18 protein-coding genes and 1 pseudogene are annotated in these 19,121 nt (G+C 71.7%); 11 read left to right on the top strand and 8 right to left on the bottom strand.

Annotation, left to right across the window (positions count from 1 at the left end; translation table 11 throughout):
- Positions 1-14 precede the first annotated feature (14 nt).
- Both secB and HNR28_RS06980 read left to right on the top strand, forming a co-directional pair.
- Positions 15-521: a protein-export chaperone SecB gene (gene secB / locus HNR28_RS06985; protein ID WP_221291626.1), complete on the top strand. Its 507-nt coding sequence runs from the start codon at positions 15-17 to the stop codon at positions 519-521.
- A 19-nt stretch (positions 522-540) separates the two neighbouring features.
- Entirely contained in the window at positions 541-1,581 is a 1,041-nt protein-coding gene (locus HNR28_RS06980) for an NAD(P)H-dependent glycerol-3-phosphate dehydrogenase (RefSeq protein WP_151025119.1), read from the top strand.
- Here the strand turns inward: HNR28_RS06980 and HNR28_RS06975 are convergent, their stop codons facing one another.
- On the bottom strand, positions 1,582-2,052 hold the full coding sequence (locus HNR28_RS06975) for a tRNA (cytidine(34)-2'-O)-methyltransferase (protein ID WP_151025122.1): 471 nt from the start codon (positions 2,050-2,052) through the stop codon (positions 1,582-1,584).
- Positions 1,998-3,029: a double zinc ribbon domain-containing protein gene (locus HNR28_RS06970; RefSeq protein WP_151025123.1), complete on the bottom strand. Its 1,032-nt coding sequence runs from the start codon at positions 3,027-3,029 to the stop codon at positions 1,998-2,000. Before HNR28_RS06970 ends, HNR28_RS06975 begins: the two co-directional genes overlap by 55 nt.
- A gap of 74 nt (positions 3,030-3,103) precedes the next feature.
- Between HNR28_RS06970 and HNR28_RS06965 the strand changes: the two genes are divergently transcribed.
- The gene (locus HNR28_RS06965) at positions 3,104-4,060 is read left to right on the top strand and encodes a methyltransferase domain-containing protein (protein ID WP_052355564.1); all 957 of its coding nucleotides are present in this window, start codon (positions 3,104-3,106) and stop codon (positions 4,058-4,060) included.
- Positions 4,061-4,076: 16 nt separating this feature from the next.
- Here HNR28_RS06965 and HNR28_RS06960 read toward each other — a convergent pair whose 3' ends face one another.
- The 3 genes from HNR28_RS06960 to rimO form a co-directional block, all read right to left on the bottom strand.
- The gene (locus tag HNR28_RS06960; RefSeq protein WP_043680066.1) at positions 4,077-4,400 is read right to left on the bottom strand and encodes a type II toxin-antitoxin system RelE/ParE family toxin; all 324 of its coding nucleotides are present in this window, start codon (positions 4,398-4,400) and stop codon (positions 4,077-4,079) included.
- A complete protein-coding gene (locus tag HNR28_RS06955) occupies positions 4,397-4,675 on the bottom strand; it encodes a type II toxin-antitoxin system Phd/YefM family antitoxin (RefSeq protein WP_043680065.1) in 279 nt (92 codons plus the stop codon). Before HNR28_RS06955 ends, HNR28_RS06960 begins: the two co-directional genes overlap by 4 nt.
- A gap of 105 nt (positions 4,676-4,780) precedes the next feature.
- Complete coding sequence (gene rimO, locus HNR28_RS06950; protein ID WP_043680063.1) at positions 4,781-6,103, bottom strand: 30S ribosomal protein S12 methylthiotransferase RimO; 1,323 nt, start codon at positions 6,101-6,103, stop codon at positions 4,781-4,783.
- Positions 6,104-6,259: 156 nt separating this feature from the next.
- On the opposite strand from rimO, the gene rsmB reads away from it, so the two are divergent.
- The 4 genes from rsmB (at position 6,260) to HNR28_RS06930 (ending at position 11,349) form a co-directional block, all read left to right on the top strand.
- Complete coding sequence (gene rsmB / locus HNR28_RS06945; RefSeq protein WP_242404258.1) at positions 6,260-7,582, top strand: 16S rRNA (cytosine(967)-C(5))-methyltransferase RsmB; 1,323 nt, start codon at positions 6,260-6,262, stop codon at positions 7,580-7,582.
- A gap of 147 nt (positions 7,583-7,729) precedes the next feature.
- Positions 7,730-8,299 carry a DUF4390 domain-containing protein gene (locus tag HNR28_RS06940; RefSeq protein ID WP_043680061.1) on the top strand — a complete coding sequence of 190 codons (570 nt, stop codon included), beginning with the start codon at positions 7,730-7,732 and terminating at the stop codon, positions 8,297-8,299.
- Positions 8,299-10,629, top strand: coding sequence for a sensor histidine kinase (locus HNR28_RS06935; RefSeq protein ID WP_043685657.1), 2,331 nt, complete (start codon positions 8,299-8,301; stop codon positions 10,627-10,629). The genes HNR28_RS06940 and HNR28_RS06935 overlap by 1 nt, the downstream gene beginning before the upstream one ends.
- Before the next feature lie 6 nt (positions 10,630-10,635).
- On the top strand, positions 10,636-11,349 hold the full coding sequence (locus HNR28_RS06930; RefSeq protein ID WP_043680059.1) for a response regulator: 714 nt from the start codon (positions 10,636-10,638) through the stop codon (positions 11,347-11,349).
- Positions 11,350-11,407: 58 nt separating this feature from the next.
- Here HNR28_RS06930 and fmt read toward each other — a convergent pair whose 3' ends face one another.
- Together fmt and def are read right to left on the bottom strand one after the other, a co-directional pair.
- Positions 11,408-12,367 carry a methionyl-tRNA formyltransferase gene (gene fmt / locus HNR28_RS06925; protein WP_151025621.1) on the bottom strand — a complete coding sequence of 320 codons (960 nt, stop codon included), beginning with the start codon at positions 12,365-12,367 and terminating at the stop codon, positions 11,408-11,410.
- Positions 12,368-12,892: a peptide deformylase gene (gene def, locus HNR28_RS06920; RefSeq protein ID WP_151025622.1), complete on the bottom strand. Its 525-nt coding sequence runs from the start codon at positions 12,890-12,892 to the stop codon at positions 12,368-12,370. It abuts the gene before it with no gap.
- Between the two features lie 147 nt (positions 12,893-13,039).
- Between def and dprA the strand changes: the two genes are divergently transcribed.
- The 3 genes from dprA to HNR28_RS06905 are packed head-to-tail and all read left to right on the top strand — an operon-like array spanning position 13,040 to position 17,072.
- The gene (gene dprA / locus HNR28_RS06915) at positions 13,040-14,275 is read left to right on the top strand and encodes a DNA-processing protein DprA (RefSeq protein WP_184142670.1); all 1,236 of its coding nucleotides are present in this window, start codon (positions 13,040-13,042) and stop codon (positions 14,273-14,275) included.
- A gap of 60 nt (positions 14,276-14,335) precedes the next feature.
- Complete coding sequence (locus HNR28_RS06910; RefSeq protein WP_151025458.1) at positions 14,336-15,241, top strand: hydroxymethylglutaryl-CoA lyase; 906 nt, start codon at positions 14,336-14,338, stop codon at positions 15,239-15,241.
- Between the two features lie 28 nt (positions 15,242-15,269).
- Positions 15,270-17,072, top strand: a complete 1,803-nt coding sequence (locus HNR28_RS06905; RefSeq protein WP_151025459.1) for a hybrid sensor histidine kinase/response regulator — start codon at positions 15,270-15,272, stop codon at positions 17,070-17,072.
- Positions 17,073-17,094: 22 nt separating this feature from the next.
- Here the strand turns inward: HNR28_RS06905 and HNR28_RS06900 are convergent, their stop codons facing one another.
- A complete protein-coding gene (locus HNR28_RS06900) occupies positions 17,095-17,712 on the bottom strand; it encodes a response regulator transcription factor (RefSeq protein ID WP_211369346.1) in 618 nt (205 codons plus the stop codon).
- Positions 17,713-17,902: 190 nt separating this feature from the next.
- Here HNR28_RS06900 and HNR28_RS06895 point away from each other — a divergent pair.
- Positions 17,903-19,121, top strand: a pseudogene (locus HNR28_RS06895) (hypothetical protein); the annotation flags it as partial.

Raw genomic sequence — 19,121 nt, 5'->3', positions numbered from 1 at the left:
ACACCGGAATCCCCATGTCTGAAGAAAACAACTCCCAGAACGGCCAGGCCCCCAGCTTCGGCCTGCAGCGCACCTACGTCAAAGACCTGTCGCTGGAAATGCCCAACGCCCCGGAAATCTTCCTCGAACAGGAAGGCCCGACCGTCGAGGTCTCGATCCAGGTCGGCGGCCGGCAGCTGGCGGAATCCGTGTTTGAATCCACGGTGACCGCCACGGTGACCACGCGCATCGGCGACAAGGTCCTGTACCTGGTCGAACTCTGCCAGGCCGGCATCTTCGAGGCCGCCAACATCCCGGCCGAACAGCTCGATCCGCTGCTGGGCATCGTCTGCCCGACCATGCTCTACCCCTACCTGCGCGCCAACGTCGCCGACGCGATCACGCGCACCTCGCTGCCGCCGCTACACCTGAGCGAAATGAACTTCCAGGCCCTGTACGAACAGCGCCTGGCGCAGCAGCCGGATGCGCAGGGCCAGGGCGAGGACGCCGGCCTGATCCTGCCCCCCGGCGCACGCAACTGAGCGGCCGGGCCCGCACGCCATGGCACCGGTCCGGCTCTGCGTCCTGGGCGCGGGCAGCTGGGGCACCGCCCTGGCGGCCCTGGCCAGCGCCCGGTCCGACGCCCTGATCTGGGCCCGCGATCCTGAACAGGCGCGGGCCATCGGCCAGCAGCACGTCAACCCGCGCCACCTGCCCGGCATCGCCCTGCCGCCCGCCCTGCGGGCGACCAGCGACTTCGACGCCGCGCTGGCGCACGTGCTGGACGGCCCCGGCCCGGCCGACCGCCTGATCGTGCTGGGCGTGCCCATGTCGGGCCTGGCCGACGTCTGCCGGCGCATTGCGCGGGCGCTGCCGGCGCGCCCCGCCGGCGCCCCGCCGGTCCATCTCCTGTGGACCTGCAAGGGCATCAGCCCCGACACGCACCAGTGGCCGCACCAGATCGTGGACCGGGCGCTGTCGGGCATCGCCTGGCTGCGCACGGGCGTGCTTTCGGGCCCGTCCTTCGCCCTCGAAGTGGCCCAGGGCCTGCCGGTCGCCCTCACGGTGGCCGGCCGCGACCCGGGCACCGGCCGCGCCGCCCAGGCGGCCTTCCACGGCACCCGGGCGCGCATCTACGGCACCCGCGACGTCATGGGGGTGGAAGTCGGCGGCGCCCTGAAGAACGTCATCGCCATCGCCTGCGGCATCAGCGACGGCCTGCGGCTGGGCACCAACGCCCGCGCCGCCCTGATCACGCGCGGCCTGGCGGAAATCCAGCGCCTGGGCGTGGCGCTGGGCGGCCAGGCGGACACCTTCATCGGCCTGACCGGGCTGGGCGACCTGGTCCTCACCGCCACCGGCGAACTCTCGCGCAACCGCCAGGTGGGCATCGCCATCGGCCAGGGCCGCTCGCTGGACGACATCCTGGCGGGCGGCATGACCGCCGAAGGGGTGCGCTGCGCGCGCGCCGCCCAGGCGCTGGGCCGGCAGCACGGCCTGGACCTGCCCATCACCGATGCCGTCTGCGGCGTGCTGTTCGGCGGCATCGCCCCCACCCAGGCCGTGGCCGCATTGCTCGCGCGCGATCCGCGCGACGAATAATTAAACGCCGCCGGCGTAGCCGGCCTGCCGCCAGGCCTCGAACACCGTGACCGCCACGGCGTTGGACAGGTTCAGGCTGCGCTGCCGCGGCCGCATCGGCAGGCGGATGCGCTGCGCCGGGGGAAAGGCGGCCAGCTGCGCCTCCGACAGGCCGGCGGTTTCCCGCCCGAACACGAACACGTCCCCCGCCTGGAAGGCGCGCTCGCCGATCGGCACGGCCCCCCGCGTGGTCAGCGCGAAGCGCCGCGCCGGATCGCCCCCGATCGCCGCCAGCGCCTCGTCCAGGCCGTCGTGCACCCGCATGTCGGCCCACTCGTGATAATCCAGTCCCGCCCGCCGCATGCGCGCGTCGTCCAGGGCGAAGCCCAGCGGCCGCACCAGATGCAGGAAGGCGCCGGTGTTGGCCGCGAGGCGGATCACGTTGCCGGTGTTGGGCGGGATTTCGGGTTCGACGAGGACGATGTGGAACATGGAACGGGATCGATGAGGGCCGCGCGGGAATGCATCGCCGGCCCCGCCCGCACGCAGCGGCCGGCCCGGCGGCCCTTATTGTAAGACCCGGCCTGTAAGCCCCGGCCGCCGGAAGCCTCGCGCAAGGCGCCGCCACCCAGGGACTCACCGGCCCGGCCATCGGACGCTTCGCCATGGTCGGCATGGGGAACCACGGCATGGGGAACCACGGCGCGGGCCAGCACCCAGCCCTCGACCCGCGCGGCGCCGGCATCCTTCAGCGCCGCCGCCACCGCCTGCAGCGTCGCGCCCGTGGTCAGCACGTCGTCCACCACCGCGATCCGCTGGCCGGCCAGCGGGCCGGCGGGATCCGCCGAGGCCCCTGGCAACCCATCGCCCGCCGGCCGCGCCGGGGGCGCCCGTCTCCCCGCTTCGGGGACGGCGAACACTCCCGCCTGCGCCCGCAGGCGCAGCGCGCGGTCCAGCCCCGCCTGCCGCGGCCCTTCGCGCACCCGCCGCACCCCGTCCAATCGGTAGCGCAGCCCCAGTTGCCGGGCCAGCAGGCGGGCCACCTCGGCCGGCGGACTGAATCCGCGCCGCAGCAGCGCCTCGCGCCGGGCTGGCACCGGCACGATCCAGTGCGGCCGGAGAAGCCGGACGTCGCCGGCCTCCACCGCCCGCGCCAGCAGGTCCGCCAGCAAGCGCGCCAGAGGCAGGCGGCGGCGGATCTTGTAGTCGTGGATCAGGTCGCGGCCCAGCCCGGCGTAGTCGAAGGCCGCCACCACGCGGTCGTAGGCCGGCGCCCGCGGGCCGCAATCGGGACAGCGCCCTGCCTCGTCCAGGGGATGCGCGCAGCGCGGACAGCGCGGCCGCGCGCCATCCGGCCGCAGATGCGCCAGGCACGCGGGACACAGCCCCTGGCCGCCCACCCGCCGGCCGCAGCCCGGACAGTCGGCCGCGATCCAGTCGCGCCAGCGATCGATCGGCAGATGCAGCATAATGGCGTGTCCTTCCGCAGGAAAACCCCATCACAGCACGCTTCGGGCCGCCCCGGGCCGGGCCTTGATCGTTTATGCCACAGCTTCCCCGCCTACCCATCGACCCCCAGGCCGTGACGCGCCAGTTCGCCCGGCGCGCGCCCCTGGACGCGCCCCAGTTCCTGTACGGGGAAATCGCCCAGCGCATGCTGCGCCGCCTGAGCTACATCCGCATCGCTCCGCACGACATCCTGGACGCGGGCTGCGGCGCCGCCCATGCGCTGGACCCCCTGCGCGCGCGCTATCCCGACCAGCGCTACATCGGCCTGGACGCCTGCGGCGCGCTGCTGGACACGGCGCGTGAGCGCTACGCGGCCAAGCCCGGCTTCTGGCACCGGCTGCGCAACAAGCCCACGCCGGCCGCCGAATTCCGCCAGGCCGACCTGGCCGAGACCGGTCTGCCGGACGAAAGCCTGGACCTCGTCTGGTCGAACCTCGCCCTGCACTGGCACCCGGAGCCCCACCTGGTGCTGCAGGAATGGCGCCGCGTCCTGCGCAACGACGCCCTGGCGATGTATTCCAGCCTGGGGCCCGGCACCTTCCGCGAACTGCGCGACGCCCTGGCCGAGGTCGATCCGGACACGCGCCCCATGGAATTCGTCGACATGCACGATTTCGGCGACCTGATGCTGCAGGTCGGCTTCGCCGATCCCGTCATGGACCAGGAAATCATCACCCTGACCTACAAGACCGCCGACAAGCTGCTGGAAGACGTGCGCGCCCTGGGCGGCAATCCCCACCCCGAACGCCGCCGCGGCCTGCCGGGCCGCGCCTGGCGTGAACGCCTGGTCCGCGCCCTGGAACGCCGCCGCCACGCCGACGGCACGATCCACCTGAGCCTGGAAGTCGCCTACGGCCACGCCTGGCGCGTCGCCGCGCGGCGCGGCGTGTTCGGCGACCTGCCCGTCACCACCTTCAAGCGCGCCCAGCCGCTGGAGGCCGGCAAGCCGCCCCCGCGCGTCGTGCCGCGCAAGCCGGACGGGGAAAACTAGGGAACCTGGGCGGGCTTCAGGAGGGCCTGCTCAACCGCCGATGCAGCAAGCTCCGCAGATCCCGGCGGATATCGCAGACGATATGGATGTAGAGCCGGTCCTCCCGGGTTTCATAAATGATCCGGTTCATGCCGGCGGCGATCTGCCGGTATTGCGGCAGACCCAATTCGGCAAGTTCGTCCGGCAGGCGGCCGGCCAGGGGGAACGATTCGGCGGCATGCACCGCCGTCCTGATCCCCTCGAAAGATTCCCGCCAGGTGTGCGGCCCGAATTTCCGAAGTACATACCGCCGCAATTCACGTAAATCGGCTTCGGCGCCCGGCAGAAAAGCCGCTTTCACGCACCCGCCCCGTCTTCCCGATCCAGATCGGCGAAGACGTCTTCGGCATCCCGCCAGAGGCCCGCATCGATATCCCGCTGCCCCATGGCCAGCAGCTTCAACAGCGCCAGGGCCTGCTCGTTCTGCTCATAGGCCGCCACGTCCATCAGGACCAGCCTGGCTTCTCCGTTCTGGGTGATCAGCATGGGCTCGCCGGTCTCGGCCACGTCCCGCGCGATCTCGGCGGCATGAGACTTCAGGTAGCTGATCGGTCGAACGTGAGTGGCAAGTTTCATGGACACGATTTCCTCATGCACGATATCGTCATGGGGAAGAACATAGACCGGATTCAGTCCGACACAAAGCCCGTGCCGGCCAGGCCCAGGCTCCGCACGGCCGGCTCAGGCCGGCACGCCGTACAGATCGTATTCGTCCGCGTCCTCGATGCGCACCCGGACCAGGTCGCCCGGCGCGTGGCCGGCGGCGTCGCGCAGCAGCACGCTGCCGTCGATTTCCGGGGCGTCGGCCATGGACCGCGCGGTGGCGCCGCCTTCCTCGTCGACCTCGTCCACCAGCACCGTCAGGGTGCGGCCGACCTTGGCCGCCAGGCGCCGCGTGGAGATCGCCTGCTGGTGCGCCATGAAGCGCTCCCAGCGCTCGGCCTTGACCTCGTCGGGCACGGGATCGGGCAGCTCGTTGGCGCGCGCGCCAGCCACCGGGGAATACTGGAAGCAGCCGACGCGGTCGAGCTGGGCTTCGGTCATCCAGTCCAGCAGGTACTGGAAGTCTTCCTCGGTCTCGCCGGGGAAGCCGACGATGAAGGTGGAGCGCAGGGTCAGGTCCGGACAGGCGTCGCGCCACTGGCGGATGCGGGCCAGGGTGCGGTCCTCCAAGGCGGGGCGCTTCATGGCCTTCAGGATGCGCGGGCTGGCGTGCTGGAAGGGGATGTCCAGGTAGGGCAGGATGCGGCCTTCCGCCATCAGGGGGATCAGCTCGTCCACGTGGGGATAGGGATAGACGTAGTGCATGCGCACCCACACGCCGAATTCCCCGAGGGCGCGCGCCAGCGCCGTCAGCTGCGTCCTGACCGGGCGCCCGTCCCAGAAGCCGGTGCGGTACTTCACGTCCACCCCGTAGGCGCTGGTGTCCTGGGAGATCACCAGCAACTCCTTCACGCCGGCGTCCACCAGGCGGCGGGCCTCGCCCAGCACGTCGCCGATCGGACGGCTGACCAGGCGCCCGCGCATGGACGGGATGATGCAGAAGCTGCAGTTGTGGTTGCAGCCCTCGGAAATTTTCAGATAGGCATAGTGGCGCGGCGTCAGGCGGATGCCCTGGGGCGGCACCAGATCCACGTAGGGATCGTGCGGGCGCTCGTGCGGGGCGGCCTCGTGCACGGCGCGCACCACCTGCTCGTACTGCTGCGGGCCGGTGACGGCCAGCACCGCCGGATGCACGCTGCGGATCATGTCGGCTTCCACGCCCAGGCAGCCGGTGACGATGACCTTGCCGTTTTCCACGATGGCCTCGCCGATGGCGTCCAGGGATTCGGCCTTGGCGCTGTCGATGAAGCCGCAGGTGTTCACCACGACGACGTCGGCGCCTTCGTAGTCGGGGCTGATGGTGTAGCCGTCGGTGCGCAGCTGGGTCAGGATGCGCTCGGAATCGACCAGGGCCTTGGGACAGCCCAGGCTGACGAAGCCGACGCGGGGGGATTGATTCATGGGAATACTCGGTGGGATGCGGCGGGAATGGCCCGGCGCCGCTCCGGCCATGCGAAGCCGGCGGGCGGGCGTGGCCGGGACAGCCCTCGATTTTAGCCAATCGGTGCTAAAGTCCCCGCAATCCGCTCCGCAACCCCCTCATTCTGGATCCATTCCGTGCCGGAATCGCCACAATCCCCCGCCCTGTCCGGCCAGTTGCTGGCCGCCGCCCGCGCCATCCGGGCGGTGCTGGGCGGCCAGTCCCTGTCGGAGGCGCTGGAATCGATCCCCGCCGCGCAGCGCCCCGCCGCCCAGGCCCTGTCCTTCCATGCCATGCGCCGGCTGGGCCACGCCCGGGCCGCGCGCGAACGGCTGGTGCCGCGCCGCCCGCCGGAACGCCTGGTCGAGGCCCTGATCCTGCTGGGCCTGAGCCTGCTGGAAGCCAGCCTGCGCCAGGCCGAGGGCGCCGCGCAGCCGCCCGGCACGCCGGTCTACCACGAGCACACCCTGGTCCACCAACTGGTCGAGGCGGCCGCCGCCGACCGCCGCACCCGGCCGGCCAAAGGCCTGATCAACGCCGTGCTGCGCCGCTACGCGCGCGAGCGCGCGACGCTGCGGGCCGCGCTGGATGCGCAGCCCGAGGCGGTCTGGAACCACCCCGGCTGGTGGATCGACATCGTGCGCGACGCCTGGCCGGACAACTGGCACGCGATCCTGGAGGCCGCCGACCAGCCGCCGCCCATGGCCCTGCGCGCCAACGTGCGGCGCATCGGCCGCGATGCGCTGCGGGCCCGCCTGGAGGCGGCCGGCCTGGCCGCCCGGCCCGTGGGCGAGGACGGGCTGATCCTGGACGCGCCCCGCCCCGTGCGCGACATCCCCGGCTACGCCGAGGGCTGGTGGTCGGTGCAGGACCCTTCGGCCCAGCGGGCCGCGCGGCTGCTGCCGCTGCGCGACGGCGAGCGCGTGCTGGACGCCTGCGCGGCGCCCGGCGGCAAGACGGCCCACCTGCTGGAGCGCCACGCGCTGCGCCTGACGGCGCTGGACAGCGACGCCCGGCGCCTGGAGCGCGTGGGCGACAACCTGCGGCGGCTGGGCCTGGAATCCCCCGACGTGTCCCTGCGCTGCGCCGACGCCGCCCGGCCCGCCGGCTGGTGGGACGGACGGCCCTACGATGCCATCCTGGCCGACGTGCCCTGCACCGCCTCGGGCGTGGTGCGCCGCCACCCCGACATCCGCTGGCTGCGCCGCGCCGACGACCTCGCGCGCACGGCGGCGCTGCAGGCCCGCATCGTGGACGCGCTGTGGCCGCTGCTGGCCGCGGGCGGCCACCTGCTGTACGCCACCTGCTCGATCTTCCCCCAGGAAGGCGAATCGCAGGTCCGCGCCTTCCTGGAACGGCACCCCGAGGCGCGGCGCCTGCCGGCCCCCGGCCACATCCTGCCCGGCGGCCCCGACGGCGGCGACGGCTTCTTCTACGCCCTGCTGCGCAAGCCAGCATGAGCGTACCGGACCGCCCCAAGCGCAAATGCCCCCGGGGTGGACGGCGCGCAGCGCCCAGGGAGCACATGGACGCGCTGGCTTGCGCTTTGGCGCGGGCTCAACAATACTGCGACTGTCCGTGATTTTCCGCCCCACCGCCGCCAGCGCATGCCCCGCTTCCTGATCCTCCTGGCCTCCGGCCTCCTGTTCCTGGCCGCCGCGGCCGCCCGGGCCGACGACGGCCAGGTGGTGCGCATCGAACCGATGCTGCGCCAGGGCCAGCTGCTGCTGGACGCCGACATCGACTTCACGCTGAGCGACGAACTGCACGACGCCGCCCGCAAGGGCGTCCCGCTGTACTTCACGGTGGACCTGGTCATCGAGCACCCGCGCTGGTGGTGGTTCGACGAGACGGTGCTGGCGGACAGCCAGACCTGGCGCATCCAGTACAACGCCCTGACGCGCCAATGGCGGGTCGGCGCCAGCGACCTGTCCCTGCCGGCCACGTCCCTGGACGAGGCCCTGGACCTGGTGCGCCACATCCGCGACTGGCCCCTCGGGGACGCCAGCCGCTTCACGCCGGACCAGACCTACCAGGGACGGCTGCGGCTGCGGCTGGACACCTCCCGCCTGGCCCGCCCCTTCCAGGTCGACGCCCTCAACAGCGCGGCCTGGACCCTGACGACCCCATGGAAAGACTTCACTTTCTCGATCTCCGCCGCAACGCCCCGCGGCTGATCCGCTGGGCGCTGCGCTCCGCGCTGGCGGTCGCCGCCGCCAGCGCGATGGCGCTGCTGGGCCTGCTGGTCTGGTCCACCGGCAACGCCTCGCGCTACGCGCAGCAGTACGACGTGCTGCTGCTGCTCAACGGCGTGCTGGCGATCGCCCTGATGTCCTGGGTGGCCATGCTCGCCATCCGGCTGCTGCGCCAGATCCGGCGGCGCCAGTTCGGCGCGCGGCTGACCGCCCGCTTCACGCTGTACTTCACCCTGATCGGCATCCTGCCCGGCGTGCTGATCTACGTGCTGTCGGTGCAGTTCATGTCGCGCTCGATCGAGTCCTGGTTCAACGTGCGGGTGGACACCGCCCTGGAGGCCGGCCTGAACCTCGGGCGCGCCGCCCTGGACGCCCAGATCACCGAGCTCAGCGGCCGGGCGCGCAACATGGCCCTGCGGCTGAACAGCGCCAGCGACGCCGAGACCGCCCTGCTGATCACCTCGCTGCGCGCCGCCAACGAGATCGACGAGGCGATGGTCTTCACCGGCAACGGCCGCCTGGTCGCCTTTTCCTCGTCGGCCTTCAGCCAGCTGCTGCCGGACCTGCCCCCCAGCAGCGTCATGAACCAGCTGCGGGTCGCCCAGGGCTACGCCGCGGCCGAGGCCGACGTGGCCGCCGGCGGCGGGCCGACCACCGACGGCCTGCACCTGCGCGTCGTCATCCCGCTGGATTCCGCCGCCTCGGACCGGCTGGGCAACGCCATGAGCCTGGGCGGCGATTCGCGCTGGCTGCAGGTGATCCAGGCCGTGCCCGAGCGCATCGCCCACAACGCCAGCCAGGTCCAGCAGGGCTTCCGCGACTACCAGGAGCTCGCCCTGTCGCGCCTGGGGCTGCGCAAGCTCTACGGCATCACCCTGACCCTGGCGCTGATCCTGGCCGTCTTCGCCGCCGTGGTGGTGGCGCTGGCCGTCTCGCGGCGCCTGGTGCGGCCCCTGCTGAGCCTGGCCTCGGGCACCCAGGCCGTCGGCGTGGGCGACTACCGCCCCCTGCCCGAGCCGCCGGCGCGCGACGAAGTCGGCCAGCTGACGCGGTCCTTCAACGCCATGACGCGCCAGCTGGAAGAAGCCCGCCAGATGGTCGACCGCCACCGCCGCCAGCTGGAACAGAGCAACCTGTACCTGGAGTCGGTGCTGAGCAACCTGTCCTCCGGGGTGCTGGTGTTCGACCGCGCCTTCCGCCTGACGCTGTTCAACCAGGGCGCCCAGACCATCCTGCGCATCGACCTGCGCACCGTCCAGGGCCGGCCGCTGGAAACCGCCGAAGGCGCCCTGCCGCTCGCCAGCCTGATCCGCCAGGCGTTCTCCGCCCACGACGCGGTCGAATCCACGCGCCCCTACTGGCAGCAGCAGTTCGAGGTCGAGCTGCAGGACGCGCCGGACAACGAGCGCAAGAAGCACGTCGTCACCCTGCTGGCGCGCGGCACCCGGCTGCTCATGGACGGCCACGAGGACGGCTACCTGGTGGTGTTCGACGACATCAGCGAGGTGATCTCCGCCAACCGCACGGTCGCCTGGGGCGAAGTCGCGCGGCGCCTGGCCCACGAGATCAAGAATCCGCTCACCCCCATCCAGCTCTCGGCCGAGCGGCTGGCCATGAAGCTGGCCGACCGGCTGTCGCCCGACGACGCCGCCATGCTGCAGCGGTCCACCCAGACCATCGTCAACCAGGTCGCGTCCCTGAAACGCATGGTGGACGATTTCCGCGAATACGCCCGCACGCCGCCGGCGCAGATGCAGGACATCGACCTGAACGCCCTGCTGACCGAAGTCCTGACCCTGTACGGCTGGGATCCCGCCGAACCCGCGCCCCCGCCCGCCCCGGGCGCGGCCCGCTTCGACGCCCTGCTGGCGCCCGACCTGCCCCTCATCCTGGGGGACCCGGCCCAGCTGCGCCAGGTGATCCACAACCTGCTCGCCAACGCCCGCGACGCCGCCTGCCAGCACGCCGCGCCCGGCACGGCCGAGATCCGCGTGCAGACCCGCCTGATCCGTCCCGACGACGCCGCCGGGCACGCCCGCGTGCGGCTGACCGTCTCGGACAACGGCCCGGGCTTCGCGCCCGAAGTCCTGCACCGCGTCTTCGAGCCCTACGTGACGACCAAGTCCACCGGCACCGGGCTGGGGCTGGCCATCGTCAAGAAGATCGTCGAGGAACACGCCGCCCAGGTGGACATTTCCAACCGGACCGAAGGCGGGGCGCGCATCTCCATCCTGTTTTCCAGGCTGGCGGAAGCGCCCGCCCGGCTGGACGCGCCCAGTCAAGCACACGATAATACGCAGAACACAAGGTGAGGTGATATGGCCAGAATTCTGGTGGTGGACGACGAAATAGGCATCCGCGAACTGCTGTCCGAAATTCTCTACGACGAAGGCCACACGGTCGAACTCGCGGAAAATGCGGCACAGGCCCGCGAATCCCGTCTCCGCCAGCGCCCCGACCTGGTATTGCTGGACATCTGGATGCCCGACATCGACGGCGTCACCCTGCTCAAGGAATGGTCCAGCCAGGGGCTGCTGAACATGCCCGTGATCATGATGAGCGGCCACGCCACCGTGGACACCGCCGTCGAAGCCACCCGCATCGGCGCCGTCGATTTCCTGGAAAAGCCCATCACCCTGCAGAAGCTGCTCAAGACCGTCGCCGCGGGCCTCGCGCGCCCGGTGATCCCGGCGTCCATGCGCAGCCGCACCGAACGCCCGGCGGCACCCGCCGACCCGGTCTTCACGCAGCCGCCCGCCCTGGCCGGCGCGCCCGCCGCCGCGCAGCCCGCGGGCGCCGCGCCCGCCGCCCCCGCGCACGACGACTCGCACCTGGGCCGGATCTCGCTCAACCAGCCCCTGCGCGAAGCGCGCGACGAATTCGAGCGCATCTACTTTGAATACCACCTGCTGCACGAAAATCACAGCATGACGCGGGTGTCCGAGCGCACCGGGCTGGAACGCACCCACCTGTACCGCAAGCTCAAGCAGCTCGGCATCGACACTTCACGCAAGAAATCGTCCGGCGGCTGAGCGGCCTCCGGCCCGGCCGCCGCGCGCCCGGGATCCGGAACGCGCCAAGGCCGCGCAGCTACCCGCGATACGAGCGCATGAATTCCGCCACCGGCTGGCGCCGGCCGCCGGGCTTTTGCAGCGCCGTCACGCGCAGCACGCCATCCGCCGTCGCCACGTCGATGCCCTCGGGCCCCATGCCCAGGATCGCGCCGGGAGCCGGCGCATCCCCGCCCGCCGCGCCGGCGGCGGCCGGCAGGGCCCGCGCCCCCCATACCTTCACCGGCTGATCGAATCCGGGCAGCGCCATCGTCGTGCCGGGAAACGGATCGAAGGCCCGCACCCGGCGCGCCAGTTCCGCCGCGGGGCGGGAGAAATCCAGCGCCGATTCGGATTTCAGCAGCTTGCCGGCATAGCACACGCCCGCCTCGGGCTGAGGCACCGGCACCGGCGCATCCCCGGCTGCCAGCCGCGCGAGCACGTCCACGATGGCGCGCGCGCCGTCGGCCGCCAGCCCGTCGTGCAGGCTCGCGCCGGTCTCGTCGGGCGCCAGCGGGCGTTCCACCCGGTGCAGCATGGCGCCCGTGTCCAGGCCCGCGTCCATCTGCATGATGGTCACGCCGCTGGCGGCGTCGCCCGCCTCGATCGCGCGCTGGATGGGCGCCGCCCCGCGCCAGCGCGGCAGCAGGCTGGCGTGGATGTTCAGGCAGCCGTGGCGCGGCAGGTCGAGCACCCACTGCGGCAGGATCAGGCCATAGGCCGCCACCACCATGACATCCGGCGCCAGGTCCCGCAGCGCGGTCCGGGCCGCCTCGGCGTCCTCCGGATACCTGCCGTCCAGCCGCAGGCTGCGCGGCTGCAGCACCGGAATGCCGGCGGCCTGCGCGGCCTGCTTGACGGGGCTGGGCATGAGCTTCATGCCGCGCCCCGAGGGGCGGTCCGGCTGGGTCAGCACGCAGACGACCCCATGCCCCGCCCCGATCAGGGCGTCCAGGGCCTGCCGGGCGAATTCCGGGGTTCCCGCGAAGGCGATCCGCATTCAGGCCCCGGCGGCTTCGCGCTGGGCCTCGCGCTGCTGCTTGCGCAGGCGCGTGCGGATGCGGTTCTGCTTAAGCACGGACAGGTACTCGACGAAGACCTTGCCCAGCAGGTGGTCCAGTTCGTGCTGCACGCACACGGCCAGCAGGCCCTCGGCGTCGAACTCGTAGGGCTCGCCGCGCTCGTCCAGGGCGCGCACGTGGATGCGCGCGCTGCGTTCGACCTCGTCGTAGATGCCGGGCACCGACAGGCAGCCCTCTTCGTAGACCTGGAGCTCGTCGCTCTTCCAGGTGATTTCGGGGTTGATCAGCACGTGCAGGTCGTTGCCGTCTTCCGAGACGTCGATGACCACGACCCGCTCGTGCACGTCCACCTGGGTCGCGGCCAGGCCGACGCCGGGCGCGGCGTACATGGTTTCCGCCATGTCGCGCACCAGCTGGCGGATGCGGTCGTCCACCTGCCGCACCGGCGCGGCGACCTTGTGCAGCCGGGGGTCCGGGTATTTGAGAATGGGAAGCAGAGCCATGTCGAAAACCGTGACGATGATGCCAAAGCTCCATGATAAATCAGGACCATGGCGCGGGACAGGAGCATCCCGCCCGCCGCAAGGCCCGGCCGCTTTCATGGCACACTGGCGCGATCCCCCCGACCCGAGCGAATCCGCCCCGACGCGATGCCCCTGAACGCCCCCGAAACCGAACTGCGCGCCTGGATCCGCCTGAGCCTCGAACCGGACCTGGGCGCGGACCGGGTGCGCCTGCTGCTGTCGGTCTTCGGCATGCCGCAGGACATCCTCACGGCCACCACCGGCAGCCTGGCGCGCCACCTGGACCCGGCGCTGGCGGCCCGCCTGCGCCAGCCGCCCGGACCGGACATCCAGGCCGCCATCGACCAGGCGCTGGACTGGCTGCGGGCCGACGGCCATCACCTGCTGACCCTGGCCGACCCCCACTACCCGCGCGCGCTGTATGCGCTGACCGACCCGCCGCCGATCCTGTACGCCCACGGCCGGCTCGACCTCCTGGACCGTCCCATGCTGGCCATCGTCGGAGCGCGCCACGCCACCGCGGACGGCGAGCGCAACGCCCATGCCTTCGCGCGCCACCTGGCCCTGCAGGGCTGGTGCGTGGTCAGCGGCCTGGCCAGCGGCATCGACGGCGCGGCCCACGCCGGCGCCCTGGACGCCGGCGAAGCCGGCGGCGGCACCCTGGCCGTGCTGGGCACCGGCATCGACCGCGTCTATCCGGCCGCCCACCACGCCCTGGCCCACCGCATCGCCACCCACGGCCTGCTGCTGTCGGAATTCCCCCTGGGCACGCCGGGCCTGCCCTTCCATTTCCCGCGGCGCAACCGCATCGTCGCCGCCCTGAGCCAGGGCGTGCTGGTGGTCGAGGCCGCCGCGCGCAGCGGCTCGCTGATCACCGCCCGGCTGGCGGGCGAGCTGGGGCGCGAGGTCTTCGCCATCCCCGGCTCCATCCATTCCCCCCTGTCGCGCGGCTGCCACGCCCTGATCCGCCAGGGCGCCAAGCTGGTCGAGTCCGGCCAGGACATCGTCGAAGAACTCCGCCAGGGCGCGCTGCCGGGCCTGCGGGCCGCCCCGCCGCCCGTCAGGGGCCCCGGCGCCGAACCCACCGCTCCCGGCGCCGGCCCCGCCGCCGCGCCCGCCGCGGGCGCCGGCCCAGAAACCGGTCCAGAAACCGGCTCAGAAACCGCCCCCGAAACCGGCCCTGGAATCGACCCCGCGGACGACGCCCTGCTGCGGCGGATCGGCCTCGATCCGGTGGATCTCGACACCCTGGGGGTTGACCTGGACTGGCCCATCGACCGCCTCCTGGGCCGCCTGACCCTGCTGGAGATCGCCGGCCGCATCGAACGCACCGCCGACGGCCGCTACCGGCGCAGGCCCTGAGCCGGCTGCGCTATGATGGACCCGTCCCGCACGGCGCGGGCCCCCACCGGATGGAATTCCATGGCCGAACACATCAAGATCGTCGAAGTCGGGCCGCGCGACGGCCTGCAGAATGAAAAACAGTTCGTCGACACCGCCGTCAAGATCGAGCTCGTCGACCGCCTGGCCGCCGCCGGCTTCGCCAACGTCGAGGCCGCCTCCTTCGTCTCGCCGAAATGGGTGCCGCAGATGGCCGACGGCGCGCAAGTCATGGCCGGCATCGCCCGCCGTCCCGGCACGATCTATTCCGTCCTGGTGCCCAATCTGCGCGGCTTCGAGGGCGCCCTGGCCGCCCGCGCCGACGAGATCGTGATCTTCGGCGCCGCCAGCGAGGCCTTCTCCCAGCGCAACATCAACTGCTCGATCGCCGAATCCATCGCCCGCTTCGAGCCCGTGGCCGCCGCAGCGAAAGCGGCCGGGCTGCGTCTGCGCGGCAGCATCAGCTGCTCGCTGGGCTGTCCCTACCAGGGCGAAACCCCGGTGGCCGCCGTGGTCGACGTGGCCGAACGCTTCCTGCGCCTGGGCTGCGACGAGATCGACGTGGCCGACACCATCGGCGTGGGCACCGCCGCCCAGGTCGGGCGCGTGCTGCGCGCCGTGGGCCAGGTCGCCGACCTGGGCACCCGCGTCTCGGGGCACTTCCACGACACCTACGGCCAGGCCCTGGCCAACATCCTGGCCGCGCTGGACTGCGGCGTGCGCATCTTCCACAGCTCGGTGGCCGGGCTGGGCGGCTGCCCCTACGCCAAGGGCGCCACCGGCAACGTCGCCACCGAAGACGTGCTGTACCTGCTGCGCGGCCAGGGGCTGGAAACCGGCGTCGATCTGGACGCCGTCGTGGACATCGGCCAGTGGATCTCCGAACGCATCGGCCGCCCCACGTCCAGCCGCGCGGGCCGCGCCCTGGCGCTGAAAAAAGCGTCCTAGGCCCGCCCGCGCTCACCGAGAGGCCGTCTTGGCACGTTCCGGGCCCGTGGCCGGCTGGCGGCTCGACTACCTGTTCAGCCTGGCCCGCCACAGCTGGCTGATCCACCTGGGCGTCGTCGCCCTGCTGGGCCTGGCCTGGCAGCACGGCATCAACCTGGCCAGCCGCCGCGAAATCCTGATCTGGTTCGCCTGCATGCTGACGCTGTCGGCCGCCATGCTGATCCTGGCGCGGACCTACACCCGGCGCTGGCCCGACGGGCAGCCCGCCGGGCCGGCGCCGCGGGCCGCCCGTGCATACGGCATCCTGCACTCGCTGCTCACCACCCTGGCCGGCCTGGGCTGGGGCCTGGGCGCCCTGTGGGTGGCGCGGGACGATCCCGCCCTGCTGCCGGCGTATTCCCTGGCGCTGGAAGGCACCGCCCTGGGGGCGGTCTCGTCGCAGCACGCCCTGCCGCGCTCCTGCCTGCTCAGCCTGTGGACCTCGCTGCCGCTGCTGGCGCTGGCCTATCTCCGCCACGATCCGGCCTGGTGGTACGGCGGCATCAACGCCGTCATGGTGCTGCTGTACTGCGGCCTGCTCACCCTGCAATCCTGGCGCATGGGCAGCTTCCTGGCCCGCAACGCGCAGCTTTCCGTCTCGCTCAACGCCCGCCTGACCGAACTCACCGCCACCTCGCAGGCGCTGGACGAGGCGCGGCGGCAGGCCGAAGACGCCAGCATGGCCAAATCCCGTTTCCTCGTCCAGGCCAGCCACGACCTGCGCCAGCCGATCCACGCCATCGGCCTGCTGGCCGCCGCCCTGCACGATACCCGCCTGGACACCGGCCAGCGGGAACTGGTCGGCGGCATCGAACGCGCCGTGGGCACGGTCTCGGGCCTCTTCCAGTCGCTGCTCGACATCTCGCGCCTGGACGTGGGCGGCATCCGCCCCCACCCGCAGCCGCTGGACCTGGGCGAGCTGCTGCGCCAGGCCTGGGGACAGGCCCAGCCCCAGTGGCACGCCTCCCGGCAGCAGATCGCGGCGCGCGCGGCCGCCCGCTTCCGGCTTTTCGATCCACCGGTCTGGGTGTGCAGCGACCCGGGCCTGCTGAGCGCGATCGTCCAGAACCTGCTCACCAACGCCATCAAGTACGGGCAGGGCGACATCCTGCTGGGCATCCGGCGCGGCCCCGACGGACTGAGCATCCAGATCAGCGACCAGGGGCCGGGCATCGCGCCCGAACAGATGGACGCCATCTTCGAGGAGTTCTACCGCATCGAAACGCCGCATGGCCCGCACATCGACGGGCTGGGCCTGGGGCTGACCATCGTGCGCCGGCTCGCCCGCCTGCTGCAGCTGCGCGTGCGGGTGCGCTCGCGCATCGGCCGGGGCACCACCTTCCGGGTTTCGGGCCTGCAGCCCTGCGCCCCGCAGGACGGCGCCCCCGCGCAGGACCTCTGGGAACGCCTGGCCCACCCGCTCAAGGGGCGGCCGGTCTGCCTGATCGACGACGACCCCGAGGTGCTGGCCGCTGGCGCCGGCCTGCTGCGGCGCTGGGGCTGCACCGTCCACGCCTACGGCCAGCCGCCCGACACCCTCCTGGGCATGCAGGCCATCATCAGCGATTTCGACCTGGGTCCCGGCCAGGCCGACGGGCTGCAGACCGTCCTCGCCATCCGCGAGCGCGAAGGCTGGGACGTTCCCGCCCTGATCGTCGCCGGCCGGATGGATGCCGCGCGCGAACGGGCCCTGGCCGCCGCCGGCATCGCCTACCTGCCCAAGCCGGTGCCGCCCGTCGAACTGCGCGCCTGGCTGATGCGCCACCCGCCCCCGCCGCGGCCCGGACCCTGAGCGCCGGCGGCCCGCGCCGGCCTCAGCGCGGCAGGTGCCAGCGGCTGGCCCGCGCCACGATCGCCGTGCGGCTGTCGACGCCCAGCACCCGCATCAGCGCCGAGACGTGCATGCGCGCCGTCAGCGGCGAAATGCCCAGCTCGGCGCCGATTTCCTTGTTGCTCTTGCCCTGTTCCAGCAGAGCCAGCACCTCGCGCTGGCGCGGCGACAGCACCAGGGCCTCGCCGCCCAGGAGCGAAGGGGCCGTGCGCACCAGGATTTCGCCGTCGCAGATGGATTCGATCGCGGCGGCGATCTCGTCGGGCGGCACCGATTTGCCCACGAAGCCGTCGGCGCCCGCCCGCATGACCTGATCGACGTACGCGGCGGCCTCGGCCATGGAAAGGACCACGATCACCGCGCGGGGATACAGGCCGCGCAGCAGGGGAATGCCGGTGTCGGGCGCGAAGCCCGGCAGCATCAGATCGAGCACGAAGAGCGCCGGCGCGGGGCGCAGGGCCTGGGCCTTGAGCAGCGCCTCGTCGAAGGTGCCGGCCTCGGCCAGCGGCGCCCGCGGGAACCGGTGGGCCAGCACGTGGCGCATGCCCAGGCGGAACACCGGATGGTCGTCGACCAGCAGGATGGAATCGGGTTGGGTCAAGGCAGCCTCCGGAGCTGTGGCACCGCTGATCGCCCTATCATAGCCGCCGCCTCCCCCTTTGCCAGCCCTGGCAAAGGAATACCTACATTTGTACAGGTGCATTTGTAGAGATGGCAGCGCAAGGGGCAATTCAGCACAATGTTCAACCATAAAATAATTTGGAACCGGCCCGCGCGCCGCAGGAGTTTTCATGGCTGTCTCGCTTTTCCACGAACAATGGTATCTGGACCACAACCCGGACGTCGTCGCCGCCGTGGCCGCCGGCCAGGGTTCGGCCTACCAGCACTTCCTGCTCCACGGCCAGTATGAAAACCGCGCCCCCGCCACCCTCTTCGATCCGGTCTACTACCTGGCGCGCAACCCCGACGTCGCCGCCGCCGTCGCTGCCGGCCAGGGCTCGGCCTACGAACACTTCCTGCTCCACGGCCAGAGCGAGCCGCGCGCCATCACCCCCTTCCTCGACCTGGGCGCCTACCGCGCCGCCAACCCCGATCTCGCCGCCATCGAGGGACTGAATCTCTACCAGCACCTGGTCACCCATGGCCTGCACGAAGGCCGCGACCTGGGCAACGGCATCACCCTCGCCCAGTTCGCCAACGATCCCGTCTTCAACGCCGCCCTGGCCGATCCCGCCCGCATCCTCGACGCCCTGGCCCGCGTCGCCGAAGTCGCGCCCTTCCTGCCCAGCTTCCGTCCGCCCGCGGGCTGGACGCCCGCGCCCGACACCCCCATCCCGCTCGACTTCGTGCCCCTCCCCGGCCAACTGCTGGTCGTCCCGCCCTCGGTCATCGTGCCCGAGGGCGTCGTGCTGCCCGACACCTTCAAGCCCATCGACGAGGGCGGCGGGGGCGAGCCGTCCGTCCCGTTCACGGTGACTGAAACCGGCGATGCACCCCACGTGGAGATCAGTTTCAACAACGCGGGGGCGTCCATCAGCGTGGTGGAAACCGGCGGAAAACTGAAGTTCACCAGCGGTTCGACTTCGGTCACCACCGCCGCCGACGCAGCGGATATCGACTCTATCCTGGTGGGCGCTGGCAAGACCCTGTCCGGCCCGGCCAATGTGTTCGCTGACAAAGAAATTTACGGCGACGGCAACCTGATGCTTTCCGGTCCGGCCACCGTGGCGCAGGTCGAGGCTATCTTCATTGATGTTGCAGGCACGGTGACTTACAGCATCAGCGACACCCTGGCGAACATAGCTGCTGCGTGGCCACTGATTGTGGACTACGCGCTGACCGATGATGCTGTCGACATCACCGCTGTGACGGTGGCGGAAGCCAGCGTGATCAGCGGTGCGACCAACGCTGGGGACTACACCTACTCAATCGCCGACACCCTGGCGAACATAGCTGCAGCACTGCCACTGGATGCGGACTACGCGCTGACCGATGTCGCCAGCGACATCA

The organism is Castellaniella defragrans (genome assembly GCF_014203015.1).
In the GTDB taxonomy this organism is placed as follows: Bacteria; Pseudomonadota; Gammaproteobacteria; order Burkholderiales; family Burkholderiaceae_B; genus Castellaniella; species Castellaniella defragrans.
Note: the sequence above shows the minus strand (reverse complement) of the source record. Positions and strands in the feature narration are given on the sequence as shown.